At 70.5% G+C, this 17,349-nt stretch carries 16 protein-coding genes; 8 read left to right on the top strand and 8 right to left on the bottom strand.

Annotated features, from left to right (window positions below):
- Positions 1 to 407: 407 nt before the first annotated feature.
- Together ACR68M_RS18660 and ACR68M_RS18655 are read left to right on the top strand one after the other, a co-directional pair.
- A complete protein-coding gene (locus ACR68M_RS18660; RefSeq protein ID WP_441245229.1) occupies positions 408 to 1,703 on the top strand; it encodes a hypothetical protein in 1,296 nt (431 codons plus the stop codon).
- Positions 1,700 to 2,413: an SDR family NAD(P)-dependent oxidoreductase gene (locus ACR68M_RS18655; RefSeq protein ID WP_441245228.1), complete on the top strand. Its 714-nt coding sequence runs from the start codon at positions 1,700 to 1,702 to the stop codon at positions 2,411 to 2,413. The genes ACR68M_RS18660 and ACR68M_RS18655 overlap by 4 nt, the downstream gene beginning before the upstream one ends.
- 40 nt (positions 2,414 to 2,453) lie before the next feature.
- Here ACR68M_RS18655 and ACR68M_RS18650 read toward each other — a convergent pair whose 3' ends face one another.
- Genes ACR68M_RS18650 through ACR68M_RS18625 form a run of 6 tightly spaced genes read right to left on the bottom strand, consistent with a single transcriptional unit; the run spans position 2,454 to position 7,098 of the window.
- A complete protein-coding gene (locus ACR68M_RS18650; protein WP_441245227.1) occupies positions 2,454 to 3,173 on the bottom strand; it encodes a class I SAM-dependent methyltransferase in 720 nt (239 codons plus the stop codon).
- A 33-nt stretch (positions 3,174 to 3,206) separates the two neighbouring features.
- Positions 3,207 to 4,022 carry a hypothetical protein gene (locus tag ACR68M_RS18645; RefSeq protein WP_441245226.1) on the bottom strand — a complete coding sequence of 272 codons (816 nt, stop codon included), beginning with the start codon at positions 4,020 to 4,022 and terminating at the stop codon, positions 3,207 to 3,209.
- A gap of 19 nt (positions 4,023 to 4,041) precedes the next feature.
- A complete protein-coding gene (locus tag ACR68M_RS18640; RefSeq protein ID WP_441245225.1) occupies positions 4,042 to 4,857 on the bottom strand; it encodes a hypothetical protein in 816 nt (271 codons plus the stop codon).
- 19 nt (positions 4,858 to 4,876) lie between these two features.
- Positions 4,877 to 5,773, bottom strand: a complete 897-nt coding sequence (locus ACR68M_RS18635) for an aldo/keto reductase (RefSeq protein WP_441245224.1) — start codon at positions 5,771 to 5,773, stop codon at positions 4,877 to 4,879.
- Positions 5,770 to 6,957, bottom strand: a complete 1,188-nt coding sequence (locus ACR68M_RS18630) for a cupin domain-containing protein (protein WP_441245223.1) — start codon at positions 6,955 to 6,957, stop codon at positions 5,770 to 5,772. Before ACR68M_RS18630 ends, ACR68M_RS18635 begins: the two co-directional genes overlap by 4 nt.
- A 9-nt stretch (positions 6,958 to 6,966) precedes the next feature.
- The gene (locus ACR68M_RS18625) at positions 6,967 to 7,098 is read right to left on the bottom strand and encodes a hypothetical protein (protein WP_441245222.1); all 132 of its coding nucleotides are present in this window, start codon (positions 7,096 to 7,098) and stop codon (positions 6,967 to 6,969) included.
- A 142-nt stretch (positions 7,099 to 7,240) separates the two neighbouring features.
- Here ACR68M_RS18625 and ACR68M_RS18620 point away from each other — a divergent pair, with 142 nt between their 5' ends.
- Positions 7,241 to 8,662: a helix-turn-helix transcriptional regulator gene (locus tag ACR68M_RS18620; protein ID WP_441245221.1), complete on the top strand. Its 1,422-nt coding sequence runs from the start codon at positions 7,241 to 7,243 to the stop codon at positions 8,660 to 8,662.
- 40 nt (positions 8,663 to 8,702) lie between these two features.
- Positions 8,703 to 9,386, top strand: a complete 684-nt coding sequence (locus ACR68M_RS18615) for a RibD family protein (protein WP_441245220.1) — start codon at positions 8,703 to 8,705, stop codon at positions 9,384 to 9,386.
- Positions 9,387 to 9,478: 92 nt separating this feature from the next.
- Here ACR68M_RS18615 and ACR68M_RS18610 read toward each other — a convergent pair whose 3' ends face one another.
- The gene (locus ACR68M_RS18610) at positions 9,479 to 10,204 is read right to left on the bottom strand and encodes a 5-formyltetrahydrofolate cyclo-ligase (protein ID WP_441245219.1); all 726 of its coding nucleotides are present in this window, start codon (positions 10,202 to 10,204) and stop codon (positions 9,479 to 9,481) included.
- Positions 10,205 to 10,224: 20 nt separating this feature from the next.
- Positions 10,225 to 11,361: a helix-turn-helix transcriptional regulator gene (locus ACR68M_RS18605; RefSeq protein ID WP_441245218.1), complete on the bottom strand. Its 1,137-nt coding sequence runs from the start codon at positions 11,359 to 11,361 to the stop codon at positions 10,225 to 10,227.
- Positions 11,362 to 11,747: 386 nt separating this feature from the next.
- On the opposite strand from ACR68M_RS18605, the gene ACR68M_RS18600 reads away from it, so the two are divergent.
- The 4 genes from ACR68M_RS18600 (at position 11,748) to ACR68M_RS18585 (ending at position 17,324) form a co-directional block, all read left to right on the top strand.
- Positions 11,748 to 12,731 carry a hypothetical protein gene (locus tag ACR68M_RS18600; RefSeq protein WP_441245217.1) on the top strand — a complete coding sequence of 328 codons (984 nt, stop codon included), beginning with the start codon at positions 11,748 to 11,750 and terminating at the stop codon, positions 12,729 to 12,731.
- A gap of 70 nt (positions 12,732 to 12,801) precedes the next feature.
- Positions 12,802 to 14,295, top strand: a complete 1,494-nt coding sequence (locus tag ACR68M_RS18595) for an amino acid permease (RefSeq protein WP_441245216.1) — start codon at positions 12,802 to 12,804, stop codon at positions 14,293 to 14,295.
- On the top strand, positions 14,292 to 15,704 hold the full coding sequence (locus tag ACR68M_RS18590) for a glutamine synthetase family protein (protein WP_441245215.1): 1,413 nt from the start codon (positions 14,292 to 14,294) through the stop codon (positions 15,702 to 15,704). The genes ACR68M_RS18595 and ACR68M_RS18590 overlap by 4 nt, the downstream gene beginning before the upstream one ends.
- 87 nt (positions 15,705 to 15,791) lie before the next feature.
- On the top strand, positions 15,792 to 17,324 hold the full coding sequence (locus ACR68M_RS18585; RefSeq protein WP_441245214.1) for a Mur ligase domain-containing protein: 1,533 nt from the start codon (positions 15,792 to 15,794) through the stop codon (positions 17,322 to 17,324).
- The last annotated feature ends 25 nt before the right edge of the window (positions 17,325 to 17,349 follow it).

Genomic DNA, 17,349 nt, shown 5'->3' with positions numbered 1-17,349 from the left:
GAGGGCACGGCAGGCTGGAGCGGCGTACGCGGTGAATGGGTGTAGGCGCGGCCGGCTGTCGCGCCCCGATGATCGCTGCGAGTGGTCCGTCGCCATGACGTCTTCTCGCTGCGTGGCCTGGTCAGCAACAGGTCACTGAGGTGGTCCCCGGCCGCCCCCGGGCACCCGGCCGCTCTTCGGCCAGCCGGATGCCCTTCGGGGGGAGCACTAGCTAACCCCCGATCAACTCCCTGTGAACAGAGCGGGTTTGTCGTTTTCCTGTCGTCTTCTGGCCCCAGGCGCCCCAGATGTAGCATCAGCACACAGTGGCGAACCGGCTACAATCCGGTGAACACATCAGGGGGTTGGGGATGGACCGCACCGCCGGCTTACGCGCACCAATGCGGCTGGTTCACCCGCTCAGCGTCGTGCGCGACGAACGCGGCTGGACCTATCAGGACGTCGTGGACATCGTCGCCAAGCCCACCCGCCGGTCGGCGGACCGACGCAAGGCGTGGAAGTGGGAGCACTGGGGCGTCGAGCCGGACGCCGAGAGCCAGGTCGCACTCGCCGAAGCGATCGGCGTGCCGATACGCGAGGTGCACCGGCTCGGCTGGCCCGGATGGTTACCGGACGGCGGCCCGGTACGTACCGGTTTCCCCTGGACGAAGGCGGGGACGCTCCAGTCGTTGGACGACACCCTGGAGCACGCCATGCCCGACCGACGCGGATTCATGAAGCTCGGCGGCCAAGCCCTGACCGTTCTGGCTGGCCAGTGGCTCACCCGAGATCCCGAACCGGTGACCGCAGCGCTCACCGGAGGCCGCATCGACAGCCAGCTCGTCGCGGACCTGGAGGACGGCCTACCCCGGCTACGTCGGATGGAGGCAGCGTTCGGCGGCCCCTGGGCCCGCCATCTCCTGGACGCCGAACTCGACACGGTGACCGGCATCCTCAAGGGGGCGTCCTACACCGACCGGGTCGGACGGCGACTGCTCCGGCTCAGCGCCGAACTCGCCCGTCTCGCCGGGTGGTCCTCCTTCGATGCCGGACTCCACACCGCGGCCCAGCGGTACTGGACCAGCGGTCTGCGAGCCGCTCATTCCGCCGGCGACCACGCGCTGGGCGCCAACATCATCAAGTCGATCAGCCTCCAGTGCTACGACCACGGTCTGTTCGCCGACGCCCTCAGGCTCGCGGCAGCAGCGGTCGAGGGGGCGGGCGCCGTCACCCCCCGCACCCTGGGCATGCTGCTGTTGCGGCAGGCTCGCGCGGCGGCGGCCTGCGGCGACCGCGCCGAGTGTGACCGCCTGCTGGCCGCCGCCGAGACCCAGATGGGCCGCGCCTCCACCGGCGACGACGATCCCGCCTGGACCGGCTACTTCGACACGGCGGAGTTCTATGCCCAGGCCGCCGCCTGCCACGCCGACCTTGGTCGGCCGCGCCTCGCTCGGGACAACTACGCCACCGCGCTGACCCTTATGCCGGTCGCCAAGCGACGCGACCTGGCCACTTACACCATCCAGCACGCCCGGACCCACACTGCCCTCGGCGACGCCGACCACGCCGTCCACCTCCTGGAAACAGCCATCCCGATCATCACCGCCGCCCCGTCCCAGCGAAACGCGGACCGCGCCGCAGCGGCCCGCGCCGAACTACCGCTCGCTACGAAGGACCCGAAAGTCCAGCGCCTCGACCAGCTGCTCGCCACACTGGCCGCATGACCACACACCCCACCCCGCGCGTGGCCCTCGTCTCCGGCGGAAACCGGGGCCTCGGCCTCGCCATCGCCGCCCGCCTCGCCGAACAGGGCATGCAGGTCGTCCTCGGCGCCCGCGACCGCCTCACCGGCCGCGAGGCGGCGGAAGCCCTCGGCCGCAAGGGGCTGTTCGTCCACTCCCACGAACTGGACGTCACCGACCCGGCCAGCGTCGCCCGATGCGTGGCCGATGTCGCAGCACCGCTCGGCCGTCTCGACGTCCTGGTGAACAACGCCGCCGTCGCCGTCGACCGCGGCCAAGCCGCCTCAACCCCCGACTTCGAGCGCGTCCGGGCGACCCTGGACACCAACCTCCTCGGCGCCTGGCGGCTCGCCGCAGCAGCTACTCAGGAGATGACGAAGAACGGTTACGGCCGCATCGTCAACATCACCAGCCACCTCGGCTCACAAAGCAACATGGGTACCGGGAACGTGAGTTACCGGGTTTCCAAGGCCGGCCTCAACGCCCTCACCCAGATCCTCGCCGCTGAACTCGACGGCACCGGCATCCTCGTCAACGCCGCCTCCCCAGGGCGCATGGACACCCGCATGGCCTACGGCGAGACAGACCGCACCCCCGAGGACGCCGCTGACACACCCGTCTGGCTCGCAACCCTCCCCGAGGGCGGCCCCACCGGCGGCCTCTTCTATGAGCGCGAGCCCCTACGTTGGTGACCGAGTTCGGATAAGGGGCTGCGGTCGCTGCTGCTGTTGCTCAGGCGTTGGCCAGCCACAGGCCCTTGTACTGGATCTTGGGGTGCCGGTGATCTCTTGTGGTGGTACCGGCCGGGGTGTAGCCGCAGGACCGCAGCAGATCCTCCGTTGTGGCCTGGTCTCGTTCCTCGTTGTAGACGCCGACGATCAATCGGCCGCCCGGGGCGACAACATGGTCCAGCAGATGGGCCATGTACGCTCCACGCAGGTCCGCTGGCACGTAGTCCACGCCGGTACGGACGGCGTCGAAGCGGTGTGGAGGCTTCCAGCCCATCGCGTTGGCCGTCCAGATCCGATGCGCCCACTGCGGGCAGCGGGTTCGGGCGAGGTCGGCGAGGGCGGTGGAGATCTCTACCCCGTAGGGCTCGATGATGATCCCGGCTTCGGCCGCCCAGTCGGTCAGGCTCTCCATCAGGTGGCCGTTGGCGCATCCGATGTCGAGGAACGTCCCACCGTGGGGTGGGAGCAGGTCGACGAGCAGGCTGCGGGCTTCTCGCCAGCGGATCTGGTCGCCGCTGTGGCCGGACTGGGCCCGTGGGTTGTCGCTGTTGAGGTAGGCCGGTTCGATGACGCCCAGGACGGCGGCGTGCCACTCGGTGGCCGTGATCTCGCCCGCCTGGTACGCGTCGTCGATGGGTGCCAGATCGCTCCAGCCTCGCTCCTTCGCGCTCGCGATGTCCTCGGCGTCGTGACTAGCCAGACGGCGCGTGGCGGGGTCCATGCGTGCTCCTTCCCTATGCAGAAGGTCCAAGGCTCATCCGGCAAGTTCGGGTGCGGCACCCTGCGGCGGTGCGACTCCGGTCAGTTCACGGGCGCGGTTAGCGAGCGGGCCGGCGAGATACGGGTAAAACCCTCGGGCGACGGCCTGGAGCATCTCGGCGAGGGCGGTTAGCTCGCCGATGCGTCCGTCCGGGGTGTCGAGGACCGCGGTGAAGTCCCGCCGGATTCGGGCGGCAACGGCTGGGACGCGGAGGCTGTTGGCGTGGAGCATTCCGACGTCGAAGCCTATCGGAACCAGGCCCCAGCGCTCCCAGTCAAGGATGGTCAGGGTGGGGCCGTTGAGGTTGGCCCAGTGGAAGTCGCCGTGGCCGGTGACCCGCTCGACTACTGTCCGAGGGGCCGGGACGCCAAGGTACTGGGGGAAGGCGCGCTCGATCCAGGCGTCACGGACGGTGGTCCGCATGCCCTGGGCGGTGGCCAGGGTCTCGACCGCGCTCCGGAGGCTGCGCCACCAGGAGTCGGGCAGGCCGGGATCAGTGGCCAGGTCAGGCCGGTCGGAGACCACCGGGTCGGTGACGTAGTCGAGGAGGTCGGCCTGGTACCCATGCCCGCCTCCGGTCCAGTCGAGTACACCGTGGAGATGGGGACGGGGCACGTCCTTGGGAACGAGGCCGTCGGCGCCAGTAATACCGTGGCCTCGCGTGCGAGTGCTGCTCGGGGAGGTGGAGGCGACACGCAGCCAGAACGCGCCGGCGCGGCGGCCGATGGTCTTTCCGCCGAAGCCCCAGGTGGAGCGTCCGGTGCAGGTCACTCCCAGGTGCGCGGCTGCGGTGGCGTGCGCGTCTTCCATGCGGATACGCGTGGGTTCGTCAGGCAACTGCATGGGTTGTGCTCCTGAGCTTTGCCAGATGCTCGCGGAGGGGCTTCTCCAGGTCGAGGTGGTCTCCGCGGGTGGTGGACTGTAGCAATTCGGTGATCACCACGAGCTGAGCGAAGCGGCCACTTTCCGAGTCCAGCGTGCGGCTGAAGCGGTGGCGGATCTCGGCGGCCGTTCCGGGTACCAGCAGGCTGTATGCGTGGAGGAGAGCGACGTCGTAGCCGGCGGGCGCGATACCCCAGCCTTCCCAATCGAGGATGGCGAGCGTAGGGGAGGTGAGATTGGCCCAGTGCAGATCGCCGTGGGCGGTGCTCCAGGCCGGGACTCTGGTGTCGACCGGGAATCCGAGGAACTGCGGCATCGCCCGGTCCAGGTACTGCTGGCGAACCGCGACGCGATCGGTCGAGACCTCGGAGATGGAGTCGAGCGCTGCACCGAGTTCCTCCCACCACTCGCCGCCAAGGTCGGGTTCCCTCCGCAGCACCGGCTCAGACGGCGCGATGACAGGAGCGTCGACACGTTCGTACAGCTCGGCGAGGTAGCCGTGGCCGCCGTCCGTCCAGGTTCGTCGCTCGCGCAGCCGCGGGCGAGGAACCGCCGAGGGCATGCTCCGCTCTGCCTCCAGCGGGCCCTCCCAGAGCTTGCCGCCGGCCTTGCCCTCCGGGGCCGCCGCCAGACGCAGCCACGCGTCGCCAGCGGCAGAGATCACCGGACGGCTGAGGGTGCGGCCTTGCCAACCCCACGCCTCGCGGCACTCGGCCATTGCCACGTTCAGCATCGTGGCAGCAGCCGAGTGCATCTCGCGCATCCGGTCAGCGACGGCGGGCTCAGGTTCCGAGTACATCGACGACCTTTCGCAGAACATCCGGCGACAGCGGCGGCCTGCCGACGGCGGCGGCGGCCTGTGCCCAGTGTTCCGTGTTGTTGGTCGACAGCAGTACTCGGTTCACTCCTGGGGCGGACGCGGCGACTGCCAGCGCGGCCTGGGCCGGGCCGCCGCCGGGCCTGATCAGGGCGGCCAGTTCCGGGTGGATCATGTCTAGGACCTCACCGCCGTGGAGCGGAGCGGAGGCGAACACCTGGATTCCCGCGTCCTGGGCGTCAACCAGGGCCCCGTACCCGTCGAGTGCTTGCGCGATCGGTGCGAGGTGGACCACTGACACGGGCAGTTGCACCGCTCGAAAGCGGTGCTGCAGGCCGCCGGCCCTGGTAGCGGTTTCGAGCAACAGGGGCAGGTCGAAGGTCTTCCTGGTGAACCCCGTCCACGTGGCGAGCCCGTAGCCGGGGATGCCGTGTTGATCGCATGCCGCTTCGAGGGCGGCGAACGCCTGGTAGAGCCGATCGCCGGTGTCTGCATCCGCGAGGCCGTGCTCGGGATTGTGGAGGAAGACCAGGTCGGGGGCGCGCCCGAGCGCGTGCTGGCTACGGGCGACCTGCCAAGCGATGTAGGCCGAGGAGAGGGAGTGCCCGCGTTCGGCTTCGGCGGCGGACAGGGCTCCCGCGCGGACGCCGTCGTGCTTGGCGCCCGCCGGGATGTAGCCGACCTTCGTGGAGACCTTGAGGGCAGGCCACTCAGAGAGGGCGGTGGAGAGCAGCGCCTCCGCACGGCCAGCCGCGTAGTTCGGGGCGGTGTCCACCCAGGCTGCACCCTGTGCCGCAGCCATTCGTACGGCAGCGGCAACATCGGGGCACCGATAGGTTCCGAGCGCCAGTTCGACAGTCATGCCGTGCTCCCGATCGCTGCGGCCTGGCCGTCGACGAGCTCGGCCACGACGCTGGCAGCCTGCTCGATGCTGATCTCGGCGGCGTGGGCGAGATCGCCGAGCCTATGCCGAGAACGGTCGGCGAGCAGCGCGAGCATCGGCTGGGCTCGCGACGAGAAGGTCCAGTCCTCGCCGCCTGCGGTCAGCCGCGTTCCTCCGTCGGGTGCGGTGGACAGTACGTGGCGCGTGGTCACCAGGTGCACGTGGAGATCGGGGTCCGCAGGCACAGCGGTGACATGCGGCAGTGACGGTGCGAGCCTCGCGCGCTCGTTGGCGTCCCGCGCCTCGGTGAATCGTGCGAGCAGATCGTCGCTCTCGAGCTCCGTCGCGATGAGCTTGCCGATGCTGCCGAGGAACGCACGCTGCTCGTCGGGCGTGCCGAAGCGCGGCACGTCTGCCCGGACCGCTTCGTCGGCCCGAAGGATCTCTGACAGCCAGGAGATCAGGTCAGCGCCCGTGGTGCTCTGAAGTCCGCATGTGACGTGGAGTGAATGCTGGCCCTCTGAAGCTGCGACGGCGTGCCACCAGCCGCGGGGCAGGTACAGCAGGTCGCCGGCGGTGAGCACCAGGTCCGCAATCGGCTCTTCTGCCGGCGGTTGCGGGACGTCGACATCCCGGTGCATCGGTGCGGCCCTGGTCGGTCCATAGATGCGCCAGCGCTTCGCGCCATCGAGCTGGACGACCACGACGTCGTGGTCGTCCCAGTGGACTCCAAACCCCTCGGTGCCGGTCCAGGACGCGTACAGGTTGGTCTGAACGCCCGTGCGCAACCATTCTTCGAGCTGGCCAGCCAGGCTGCCTACACCCGGGTGCAACTCATCGACGGCGTCGAGAACGAGAGTGGCACCCTCGGCGAGTCGCTTGTGCAGTTCGGTCGGCTGTAGCTGATGCCAGACGGTGCTGCGGCGGGTGACGATGGGGCGGGAGTAGGTGTGGGCGGGCAGCTGCTCGCCGTTGGCTGCGAGGCGGAAGCGCGGGGCTTCCAGGCGGTGGTGGGTCAGGATGCCGTTGAGGTCGTCCCAGCTCATCAGTCCTGCGAATGACGCGGCGTCGCCGCGTACGACCTTGAAGCTGCGGCCGAGCGTCTGGGCGAGGAAGTGCTCCCCGCCCAGACGCTCCGCCACCGAGAGGATGTCGGTGGCCATGGTCAGCCGTCAGTCGTTGGTGTCGGTACGGCCGGTGGAGCCGCCGTCGGACGGCTGCTCGTCGCGCGAGCGCGCCGCAGCGACCTTCGTCCGGGAGACGAGCAGGCCGTCTTCCTCGACGGCCATCATGGTCTTCTCCATGTGTTGGGCCTTTCATCCTCGTACACCGGGCTTTCCGGCAAGCACCAGAGAACCGCTGCGCGCCGCGCACGAACAGAGCAGAATTGGTGCACTGATGGGGCATCTGTGCGGCAAACCCGCCGCTGACAAGGCAACTTGACGGATGAGATTTCGGCGCATCGAGGGGTGGGTGATGGTGGTGCGGCGTGAGCGGTTCATCGCGCTTCGCGTGAAGTCGGGCTTCACCCAGGAGTCCTTGGCTGAGGCCATGGGCGTCGATCGCTCGACTATTGGCCGATGGGAGCGGGGTGGAACCTCGCCGCAGCCGTGGCAAATGGCGAAACTGGGCCGGCTGCTGGGCGTCGGGCGGGACGAACTCTCCACTGCCCTGGGGACCTCGTCGGCCACTCCGTTAACTGGCGCGGCTCCGACCGAAGGCAGCCGAGCCGACCGGAATCAGCGCCCCAAAGGCGACACGCTGCACCCAGGATCCGCAGGCGCGACGGTCGGGGACGCCGCGATGCCGCGTATGGACGGAGGGGTTCGGGTCGGCTGCCGGACAGCCGACGGGAGGATCATCTTCGTGACTATGCCGCGCCAGGCCCTGGCGCAGGGCGTATCCGCCATCTCCGGAGTGACCCGCCTGTCAGGGCTCGCAGTACCCGAGGTCCAGGCGCAGCCGCCGACGCCCACGCTGGAGCTTCACCCCGTCGAAAGTCTGCGCTCGCTCCGTAGGTCTCTAGTCGAGTGCGACAACGTCCTCGGGCCGCGTGAGGTCGTCGCCACGGCGCAGGAGCACATCCAGCTCATTCAGCAGCTCCGGCGGGGCGCCGCCGGCCACGATAGGCAGGCTCTGCTGCAGGTCCTCGCGGAGTACGCGGAGTTCTGCAGTTGGCTGCATCAGGATGGGGGCGATCACCGTGCCGCCCAGTACTGGGCCGGCCGCGCAACGGACTGGGCGAGCGCCTGCGGCGACCACGACCTGACCGCCTACATCACCGCTAGGAAGGCTCAACTGGCGGGCGACATGAAGGAGTCGGTCGATGCCGTCGACCTCGCCGACTACGCACAGCGCCTGGCCCGCCCCGGCAGCCGCCTGAGCGCCATGGGCGCGGTCTACGGCGCACACGGGCACGCGCTCCTCGGTGATGAGCTGACCGCCCAGCACACCTTCGACCGTGCTCTCGCGCTGATCGCCGAGCCTTCCGCGGCACCGGTCGGTCGCGGCAGATGGCTCGATGCCGCGTACGTGGAAGCCCAGCGCGCCCGATCGCTGTCGCTGCTCGGGCGCCATCACGAGGCAGTTGCAGGCTTCGAGCAAGCGATCCGCTCCCTGCCACCCAACTTCCGCCGCGACCGCGGCGTCTACCTCGCCCGCTCTGCCATCTCCCAGGTCGTCGCCAGCGGCCCCGAACAGGCAGCCGCGACGGGCGAGGCGGCGCTCGCCGTCGCTGTCACAACCGGCTCCGCCAGGATCTTCACCGAACTGGTCACCCTCGACGGCCTGCTGCAGCGATGCCGGGGCGTCACCGAGGTCGACCGGTTCCGCGATGCCCTCGACAGCCGTCTCCTCCATGAAGTCTGATCACCAAATGCGCCCAGCACCACCGAGAGAACGGACCACGATGGCCACCCGCCCCTTCGTCCTGCTTAGCGTCGCCACCTCCGTCGACGGCCACATCGACGACGCCACGCCTGACCGTCTCCTGCTGTCGAACCCGGCCGACTTCGACCGCGTCGACCAGGTTCGGGCCGACTCCGACGCCATCCTCATCGGAGGCAACACCCTGCGCAGCGACAATCCCCGGCTGCTCGTGAACAGCGAGGAGCGCCGCGTCGCCCGCGTCGCCGCCGGAAAGCCCGAGTACCCGCTCAAGGTGACGATCAGCGCCAGCGGTGACCTGAGCCGCGACCTCAAGTTCTGGCACTTCGGCGGCGAGAAGGTTGTGTACACCACCGACTCCGCCGCTGCCAAGCTCCGCAAGGAACTCGACGGCCTGGCCGATGTCGTCAGCACCGGCAGCAGCGTCGACTTCGGAGCGCTGCTCGACGACCTCGCTACCCGCGGCGTCGAACGCCTCATGGTTGAGGGTGGCGGCCAGATTCACACCCAGTTCCTCTCTCAGGGCCTGGCTGACGAGATCCAACTTGCCATCGCGCCGCTCGTCGTCGGCGACGCTGCCGCACCCCGTTTCCTCCACCCCGCGAGCTACCCCGGTGGAAGCACCCGCCGGATGCGCCTGCTCGGCACGGAGGCGGTCGGCGATGTGGTTCTCCTGCGCTACGCCCCCAAGGAGGAGTCGGCCTGAGTAGGCCGGGCCGGTGGTCAGCAGTTGCCGCTGCTGCCCACCGGCCCGAGGGCTCCGATCACCTTGGCGCTCGCTCAGCCACGGCGCGCAGTTCAGCTGCGTTCCGCTCGGCGCTTGGCGAGGGCCGGAATCGCAGCGATCTTCTCCTCCGGGAGGTCCTCCCACCGGATCCGGGCGGGAGTGCGCGGCCCGGGGCATGTGATGACCTCTTCGGGTGTCACGATCATGTCGACTCTGACGTCGTGAGCCTGCGTAGGCACCGCGTCCACCACTTGGAGGCGGTGCACGGTGGTGACGATCACCGTCTTCTCACTGATCAGCCCGGCCTCGGTCAGGAGGGCGGCCTCGATGTCCGAGTATCCGGCGCCTTTGCCGATCCGGGCTCCGGTCGGGTCGACAGCCACGCTCCCCAGAACCACGATGTCGACCGGTGCCAGCTCGTCGACGTCCACGGCGCTGGTGAGGGTCGGCACCTTCTTGCGGTTCGCGGCCACTGCGGGGGGAACAGTGAGGCGTGCGGGGTCCAGGACGTAGAACGGCGCCTCTGCCGCCAGTCGGGGGACGGCCATGTAGACCACCTTCCCCTGCTCCAGGGCGAGGGCACGGACGGGCTCCTGCGCGGTGTCCGGCACTACCTTGACGATCTTGGCTGAGCGCCAGGCCGGCAGGTCGGCGAGGCGGCGGGCCGCTGCCTCGGCACCGTGAAAGGCCGGGATCTTGCCGTGCGCCGTGTCGTCCTCGACCGCCGACTCGGCGTCCAGTGCTGCCCAGACGCGCTCGCGCAGTTCGGCCTTGTCTTGCTCCCGGCTCAACGTCACGGGTGCATCGTCTCCTTCGGTCAGGGCGCCGCCATCAAGGACAGCAGCCGGTCCTGGAGGTCCAGGACCTGGACCTCCCGTCGCCAGGGTTTCAGCTCCCGGGCAGCGGCGAACACCAGGTTCATTCCTCCGCCGCCCCGAGTCTGTTCGAGTTCGTCGACGGCTTGGTCTAGAACCTCGAGAGCGCCGTCGACCTGCCGCTGTCGGATAAGGGAGAGGGCCAGATTTCCCAGCACGATCGTCCGTGACTTCTGGCGGCTACCCAGGCTCCTGGCGACGGCCTCCAGCTCGTCCTGTGCGCGGCGGAGCTGGCCGAGTTCGAGGTAGCACGAGCCGGCGAGGCGACCGACCTGGTCCGGCGAGACGAGATCGGTGGGGGGACCAGCATCGAGGTGCGCTAGTTGGTCTTGGGCGAGGCCGATGCTCCGCTCGCATTCAGCTCGGTCGCCCAGCATGGCGTGCGCCTCGCCGGCATGCAGGAGCGCCAGGCTCGCCAGTGCTGGGCTGACCGGTGCTGCTCGCCTCGCTGCCGCCTCGGCGAGCGCGAGACCGGTCGATGCGTCCTTGGTGCCGTACAGGTCGACATAGCTCGACCGTAGGAGAGCATGGCTCTCCAAGGCTGGGTCCTGCAAGCGTCGGGCAATGGCGGCGGCCTGGGAGTAGTACTTCCGGGCGCCGCCGTGGTCGCGTCGCTGCGAGGCGTCCCACACCAGTTTCCCCATCAGGGTGCTCGTCTCGGCCTGGAGCGTCAGTACGTCCCGCTGCTGGGGGCCGGCGCGGAACTGGCGGGCCAACTGATCAAGACGGGCGAAGTGCTGACCGGCTTCGGCAAGCAGGGTGGTTGAGGGGACTCGGTCGTACCGCCGTTCAAGGTCCAGGTAGACGATGCGCAGTTCATCGGACGATGACCCAGCTGGGCTGCTGCCCTGGATCACCGGCCGGTGGTCGTTTAGTCGCCCGTCGAACAGGTCTTCGAGCTCCGAAGCAGTGCGTCCGACCGTCCTGGCAAGCAGCGGCATCTGCCACGGTTGCGGGGTCGTCTTGCCCGCCTCCCACCGATGCACGGTCGAGCGGTCGACGCCGAGCCGCTCGGCCAGTTTGTCCTGGGTGTAGCCCGCCGCCCTGCGCCACTGAGCAAGCAGCCCGACCCGTTTCATCGTGCTCTCCCGAACTTTGAGTTGCAGAAAGGCCGCAGCTCACGGCCGGAGTTTCCGCATGGATGCCACCCAGTGCAACAAATCTGCCCTGTTGCACCGCTGTTGTCTGCTGTTCCGTATGACCTGCACGCAACATTGCCATCCCGGCTCGCCCCCGGGCGACGTGCAGGGGGCGATCGAACACGCCCGCAGCCTCCCTCTCCCCCGACAGCACTGACAACCGCACAGTGTCCGGGCTAGGGGGCAACCACGCCCACCAACCTGAGTTCCGTACACCTCTGAGGCGTCCGGGCCTGGAAACGCGGACGCGGCGCTGGCCATCGTCAGCTGCCATCGTCCGCAGCGGGGAAAACGGCACTCGACAAACCACGAAGGGGGAAGCGGTCATGGCATCAGCACCTACTGCTGGTTCGGATCAGCTCGTGCAGCACCCCGCCGGGCACGACGGTGAACTTCGTTCGGCGGTCGAGGAGTTGCGGCAAGGGCAGTGGTGGTCGACACGCACACTTCTCACCCGCTCCTGGGGCGACCCCAGTTTGTGGGCGTCGCGCACCCAGGTCCTCGGCGCGGTGGCCGGCCACAACGACGTCCTGCGCCACTGGGGCACCGAGGAACCCACCGCGTTCGGCCTGACGACGCTGCACACCCGGGTTGCCGTCGACCGGGCGCTGCTGGCCGGCCAACGGCAGCCGGGCTCTCGGGACGCCGTGGCGCTCGAAGTCGTTGCCCGGCAGTGGTGCTGGCTGGCAGCTTCGGTGCTCGGGGGCGATCCCGTGCCGTGGCTCGGACTGCTCACCCTCGCTCAGCTCGACCTCGAACAAGCGCGGCCCGAACACAAGGTTCCGCCTCCGGACGAGATGCTCCCGCCCGGTCCGTGGGCGCTGTTCGACCAGGCCCGCCGGACCGACCCGTGGGGCCGGGAAGCGTTCCACCGGATGCTCCGCTTCTGGCTGGCCCGTGGCGAGAGCGGCCCGGCCGCCAACTTCCTGGCCACCTACGTGCCCAGCGCGCCGGAGGGCTCTGCTCTCCATGCGCTGCCGCTGTACCTGTACGTCGACCGCTACCGCCGCGCCGAACGCAAGGACGCGGTCCAGCTGCAGTGGACGGACGACGAGAGGGTCCGCGACACGGTGCTGCGTGCCTTCGGGCACTGGCGGGCAGCGCTCGGACAGGGCACCCGGTGGCCGGTGACGGACGAGAGCCACCTCGCCCACGCCCTCTGGGCGAGCCGCCAACGCCGGGAGGCCGCCGAGGTCTTCGCCGCGATGGCCCCGTTCATCTCCTTGCAGCCCTGGCAGAGCCTGGCGGACCAGCCGGGTGACCTGCTGCGGCAGGCGATGGCCCAGTCCTACGCCGTCGCCGCCGGCTGACCGCCACCCACCAGTCTTCCGCCCGGTGCCGCGCCGGGCCCGATACCCGACTTCCCCTGGAGGTTTCGCCATGTCCTGGCCCCAGCGCACCGCGTCCGGCCCCGAGGACCAGCATCTTCGCTCCCTCGGCTACGAGCCCGAACTCGTCCGCCGGATGGGCGGCTTCGGGAACTTCGCCGTCAGCTTCTCTGTGATCAGCGTCTTGTCCGGGTGTATGACCCTTTTCGGCCTCGGCCTCGTGACGGGCGGCCCGGCGGTGATGATGTGGGGCTGGGTCGCCGTCGGCCTGGCCGTGCTGCTGGTCGGCGCGGCGCTCGCCGAGGTCACCAGCGCCTACCCCACCTCCGGCGGCCTCTACTACATGGCACAGCGGCTCGGCGGCCCGCGCTGGGGCTGGACGACCGGCTGGCTGAACCTGCTCGGGTTGTTGGGCGGGATCGCTGGCATCGACTACGGCGCGGCCAGCTTCATAGCCGCGTTCGCCGGACTGCAGTGGGGAGTCGCCCCGACGCCGGGCCTGATCCTGGCGATCTTCGCGGGCGTGCTGGTGCTGCACGCGCTGCTGAACACCTTCGCGGTGAACGTGATCAGCGTGCTCAACTCGGTCTCGGTGTGGTGGCACCTGCTCGGCGTCGCCCTGATCGTCGGCGTGCTCACCGTGGTCCCCTCCCACCACCAGTCCCTGTCCTGGGTGTTCACGCACTTCGAGAACGGCACCGGCTGGACGAGCCCCATCTATGTCTCGGCGATCGGTCTGCTGCTGGGCGGCTATACCTTCTGCGGCTACGACGCCTCCGCGCACCTTTCCGAGGAGACCAAGGACGCCCGGATCGCGGCGCCGCGCGGCATCGTCCGCTCGATCTGGGTCTCCCTGCTGGCGGGCACCGTGCTGCTGGCCGGCCTGCTGTTCGCCGTCCAGGACTACGCCGGCACCGCCGGGGCGGCCGTCCCGCCCGCGCAGATCTTCCAGGACGCGGTCGGGACGACCGGCGCGAAGCTGCTGCTGCTGATCGTGATCGGGGCCCAGCTGTTCTGCGGCAGTGCGGAGACCACCGCCGCGTCGCGGATGATCTACGCGTTCTCGCGGGATGGTGCGCTGCCCGGCTCGGCGACGTGGCGCCGGGTCTCGGCCAACGGCGTTCCGGTGCCCGCCGTGTGGCTGGCGGTCTCGGTCGCCTTCCTCCTGGCTGTCCCGTCGCTCTGGTCTCCGGTCGCGTACGGCGCGGTGACGGCGGTGAACGTGATCGGGATGAGCCCTTCCTACATCATCCCCGTCTACCTGCGGCTGCGGAAGGGCGAGGACTTCGTCCCTGGCCCGTGGAACCTGGGCCGGTGGAGCAGGCCGATCGGGATCGCCGCCGTGGTGTGGGTGGTGGTCCTGACGGTGCTGGTGTGCCTTCCGCAGCGTGCCCCCGTGACCGTCGAGACGTTCAACTACGCGCCCGTCACCTTGGCTGCGGTCCTCGTGTTCGCGTGGGCGTGGTGGAAGCTGGCCGGCAACAAGTTCTCCGTGCCGGTGGTGGAGGACCCGCATCTGGCCCGGGTCGAGGCGCAGATCGTATGAGGGCGACGATGCGGGCCGCGCGCTCCCGCGCGGCCAAGACCCCGACGGCGACGGTCTCGCCGACCGGGCCGCTGGAGCAGCTGGTGTCCGCCTTCGGAGTCGACACGGTGCTGCTGGCGACGCTGGACGCGCAGGGCCGGCGCAAGGGCAAGGAGTACGACGCTGCCCAGCTGGTGGAGCGGCTGCGGTCGGGGGCGCTGTCCCCGGAGATGTGCGGGTACGTGCTCGGCACCGACCTGGGCATGACCCCGGCGGTCAGCGGGCCGTTCTCCTGGCAGTCCGGGTTCGGCGACGTCGCCCTGCTGCCCGACACCCGGCGGGCCCGGCTGCTGCCGTGGCTGCCGGGCACTGCGATGGTGTTCGCCGAGCCGGTCAGCGGCGGGTGGCCGCACCCGCTGGCTCCGGGCACGGTGCTGGCCGAGCAGCTGCACCGGCTCGCCGGGCTCGGCGTGGTGCCGGCGGTGGGGATCGAGACGGAGTTCGTGCTCTACGAGGGCACTGCCCGGGACGCGGCGGCCTCTGGCTGGCGGAGCCTCCGGCCCGCAGCCTGGGAGAACCGTGACTACGCGCTCGACCAGCCGCCCGTGGTGCGGGAGTTCGGCCGTAGGCTCCGCCAGGTCCTGGCCGCCGCCGGTCTGCCGGTCGAAGCCGTCAAGGGCGAAGGCGCCCCCGGTCAGATCGAGGTGACCTTCCCGTACGGGCAGGCGGTGGCCGCGTGCGAGCAACACGTGCTGTTCAAGCACGCCGCCCGGACGGTCGCGGACGAAGCCGGTCTGACGGCGTCGTTCATGGCGGCCCCGGCCACCGGGGTCGGCAGCGGCCTGCACCTGCACGTGTCGCTGGCCGACTTCGACGACCGGCCGATGCTGGCCGCCGACCCGCAGGACGGGACCGAGCTGTCGGAGCTGGGCGGGCAGGCGGTGGCCGGTCTGCTGGCCGTGCTGCCGGAGGTCGCCCCGCTCTGGGCGCCGTACATGAACAGCTACAAGCGCCTGCAGCCGCACTCCTTCGCACCGGCCCGGCTCACGTGGGGCCGGGACAACCGGACGTGCGCGGTGCGGGTGGTCGGCCACGGCCGCAGCCTGCGGCTGGAGGTGCGCCTGCCGGGCGCGGACGCCAATCCGCTGCTCGCCCTGGCGGCGGTGTTCGCTGGCATACGGCACGGCATCGAGGCCGGCCTCAAGCCCCCGCCCATCACCGGAGGCGACGCCTACGAGCAGCGCGATGCGCCGCTGGTGCCGCAGTCGCTGGAGGAGGCCGTCGGCGCGTTCGAGGCCAGCACGCTGGCCGGTGAGCTGCTGGAGGAACGGGTGGTCGCGCACCTGGCCCGTATCGCCCGCATGGACCTGGACCACCACGCCCGTGTGGTCACCGCCGCCGAGGTCGAGCGCGGTCTCGTCCAGGCATGAGCCCCGGGCCGGTCGCGGGTCGAATCCCCCTCCCCGCGCCCGGCCCGGACCCAACCCCCACATCCCGCTTCCCCGTTGGAGAACACCATGGACACCACCACCCGACTCGAGTCCGCCGTCGGCACCAACTGGCATCCGCCCGTGCCCGGCCTGCTGGCGGCCGTCCACCTGGTCGACGTCGCCTCCCCCGGTATGGAGGGCCTGGCCCGGTGGCTCGCCGAGGCCGGGGCCGACGTCACCGGCAGCATCCCCGAGGCTGCCCGGAACAGCCCCGTCGTCGCCGCTCTCGAAGCGGCTGGCGTCCAGGTGCATGTCGGCTTCGACGCCGGGCACGTGCGCACCGACCGCACGGCGGTGGTCTGGTCGGGTGTCGTCACCAAGCCGCACCCCGAGCTGGACCGCGCGCAGGTGCTGCGGCTGCCGATCCTCGGACGGGTCCTGGCGCTCAAGGCCCTCTCCGTCCAGGCCGGGGGTGCCGGGGCGGTGGCCGTGGCGGGCAGCCACAGCACCGCGACCGCGGCAGCCGCCCTCGCGCACGTCCTCGACGACGGGCAGACGGGCTGGGTCCTGACCGCCCCGGCCCGCGACGGTGCCGCCGGGCACGCGGGCGACGGCGGCCGGATCGTCGTGGACCTGTGCCCGGACGCCGGCACCCACGAGGCCGCTCCGCCCGGAGCCTGGCAGCACCGCCCCGCCCCGCACTTCCTGCACAGCGAGCCGAAGTTCACCGCCGCGCTGATCCTCGCCACCAGTGCCAACGCCCCGCACTTCGAGGACAACATCGCCGGGCTCGACACCGCCGAGAGGCTCGCCCGCAACGCGGCCGTGGTCATCCTGCCGACCTGGGACACCAGCGTGGCGAACCTGCGCGAACGCCTCGGCGACCGTCCCGTGCCCGGCCAGAAGGTGGTCACCGTCGGCACCGACCCCGCCTCCACCGTCTGGATCATGACCCCGCGCTGGACCGGCGAGGACTTCCGCGTCGTCCTTCGCTACGAGGAGACGGACCACGCCTTCGTCCTCCCGGTGGCCGGCCGCCACCACGCGCTGGCGGTCTGCGCGGCCATCGCCACCGCCTTGGTGCTCGGCGAGGACCCGCAGTCCGTCGCCGAGCGCGCCGCCTCCTTCCGCGGGGTCGAGCGCTCGCTCGCCACGGTCGGCTCCCACCGCCACGTCACGGTGGTCGACTCCCGGGCCCGGCATCCGCGCGAGGTCGCCCAGGACGTGGAGGCCGCCCGGATGCTCACCGACGGCTCCCTGCTCGTCGTCCTGGAGCCGGACGGCATCGCCCGCACCAGCGAGCACGCGGCCGAACTCGGCGCCGCCCTCGAAGGCGTGGACCACGTCCTGCTGCTGCCCGTCAGCACGCCGCTGGTCCACCACACCGCACCCGACCCGCTGGACGCCGTCGAGCAGGCCGCCCGTCAGAGCCTCCGCGACGGCAAGGTCCAGCGTGCCCGCTCCGGCCCGTGCGAGCCCGGCCCCGAGCAGCGCATCGGCGAGCTGGCCGCCGAGGGGGACCTGGTCCTGGTCGTCGGCACCGGGCAGTCCGAGCGGCTCGGTGCCCGTCTGCTGTTCCACCTGGCGGCGCCGACCGCGCCGATCCCGCAGCACCTGTGACCCGTCCGAACCACTCTGCTGGAGA

It is taken from the genome of Kitasatospora sp. McL0602 (assembly GCF_052076145.1).
In the GTDB taxonomy this organism is placed as follows: domain Bacteria; phylum Actinomycetota; class Actinomycetes; order Streptomycetales; family Streptomycetaceae; genus Kitasatospora.
This window is presented reverse-complemented; position numbering and strand designations above follow the sequence as displayed.

What these genes read in the sequence shown, in the direction of transcription:
- ACR68M_RS18605 (WP_441245218.1), bottom strand. Translation starts at nt 11,361, where the DNA reads ATGAAACGGGTCGGGCTGCTTGCTCAGTGGCGCAGGGCGGCGGGCTAC.
- ACR68M_RS18640 (WP_441245225.1), bottom strand. Translation starts at nt 4,857, where the DNA reads ATGCGCGAGATGCACTCGGCTGCTGCCACGATGCTGAACGTGGCAATG.
- ACR68M_RS18655 (WP_441245228.1), top strand. Translation starts at nt 1,700, where the DNA reads ATGACCACACACCCCACCCCGCGCGTGGCCCTCGTCTCCGGCGGAAAC.
- ACR68M_RS18585 (WP_441245214.1), top strand. Translation starts at nt 15,792, where the DNA reads ATGGACACCACCACCCGACTCGAGTCCGCCGTCGGCACCAACTGGCAT.
- ACR68M_RS18595 (WP_441245216.1), top strand. Translation starts at nt 12,802, where the DNA reads ATGTCCTGGCCCCAGCGCACCGCGTCCGGCCCCGAGGACCAGCATCTT.
- ACR68M_RS18645 (WP_441245226.1), bottom strand. Translation starts at nt 4,022, where the DNA reads ATGGAAGACGCGCACGCCACCGCAGCCGCGCACCTGGGAGTGACCTGC.
- ACR68M_RS18615 (WP_441245220.1), top strand. Translation starts at nt 8,703, where the DNA reads ATGGCCACCCGCCCCTTCGTCCTGCTTAGCGTCGCCACCTCCGTCGAC.
- ACR68M_RS18630 (WP_441245223.1), bottom strand. Translation starts at nt 6,957, where the DNA reads ATGGCCACCGACATCCTCTCGGTGGCGGAGCGTCTGGGCGGGGAGCAC.
- ACR68M_RS18635 (WP_441245224.1), bottom strand. Translation starts at nt 5,773, where the DNA reads ATGACTGTCGAACTGGCGCTCGGAACCTATCGGTGCCCCGATGTTGCC.
- ACR68M_RS18625 (WP_441245222.1), bottom strand. Translation starts at nt 7,098, where the DNA reads ATGGAGAAGACCATGATGGCCGTCGAGGAAGACGGCCTGCTCGTCTCC.
- ACR68M_RS18590 (WP_441245215.1), top strand. Translation starts at nt 14,292, where the DNA reads ATGAGGGCGACGATGCGGGCCGCGCGCTCCCGCGCGGCCAAGACCCCG.
- ACR68M_RS18600 (WP_441245217.1), top strand. Translation starts at nt 11,748, where the DNA reads ATGGCATCAGCACCTACTGCTGGTTCGGATCAGCTCGTGCAGCACCCC.
- ACR68M_RS18650 (WP_441245227.1), bottom strand. Translation starts at nt 3,173, where the DNA reads ATGGACCCCGCCACGCGCCGTCTGGCTAGTCACGACGCCGAGGACATC.
- ACR68M_RS18620 (WP_441245221.1), top strand. Translation starts at nt 7,241, where the DNA reads ATGAGATTTCGGCGCATCGAGGGGTGGGTGATGGTGGTGCGGCGTGAG.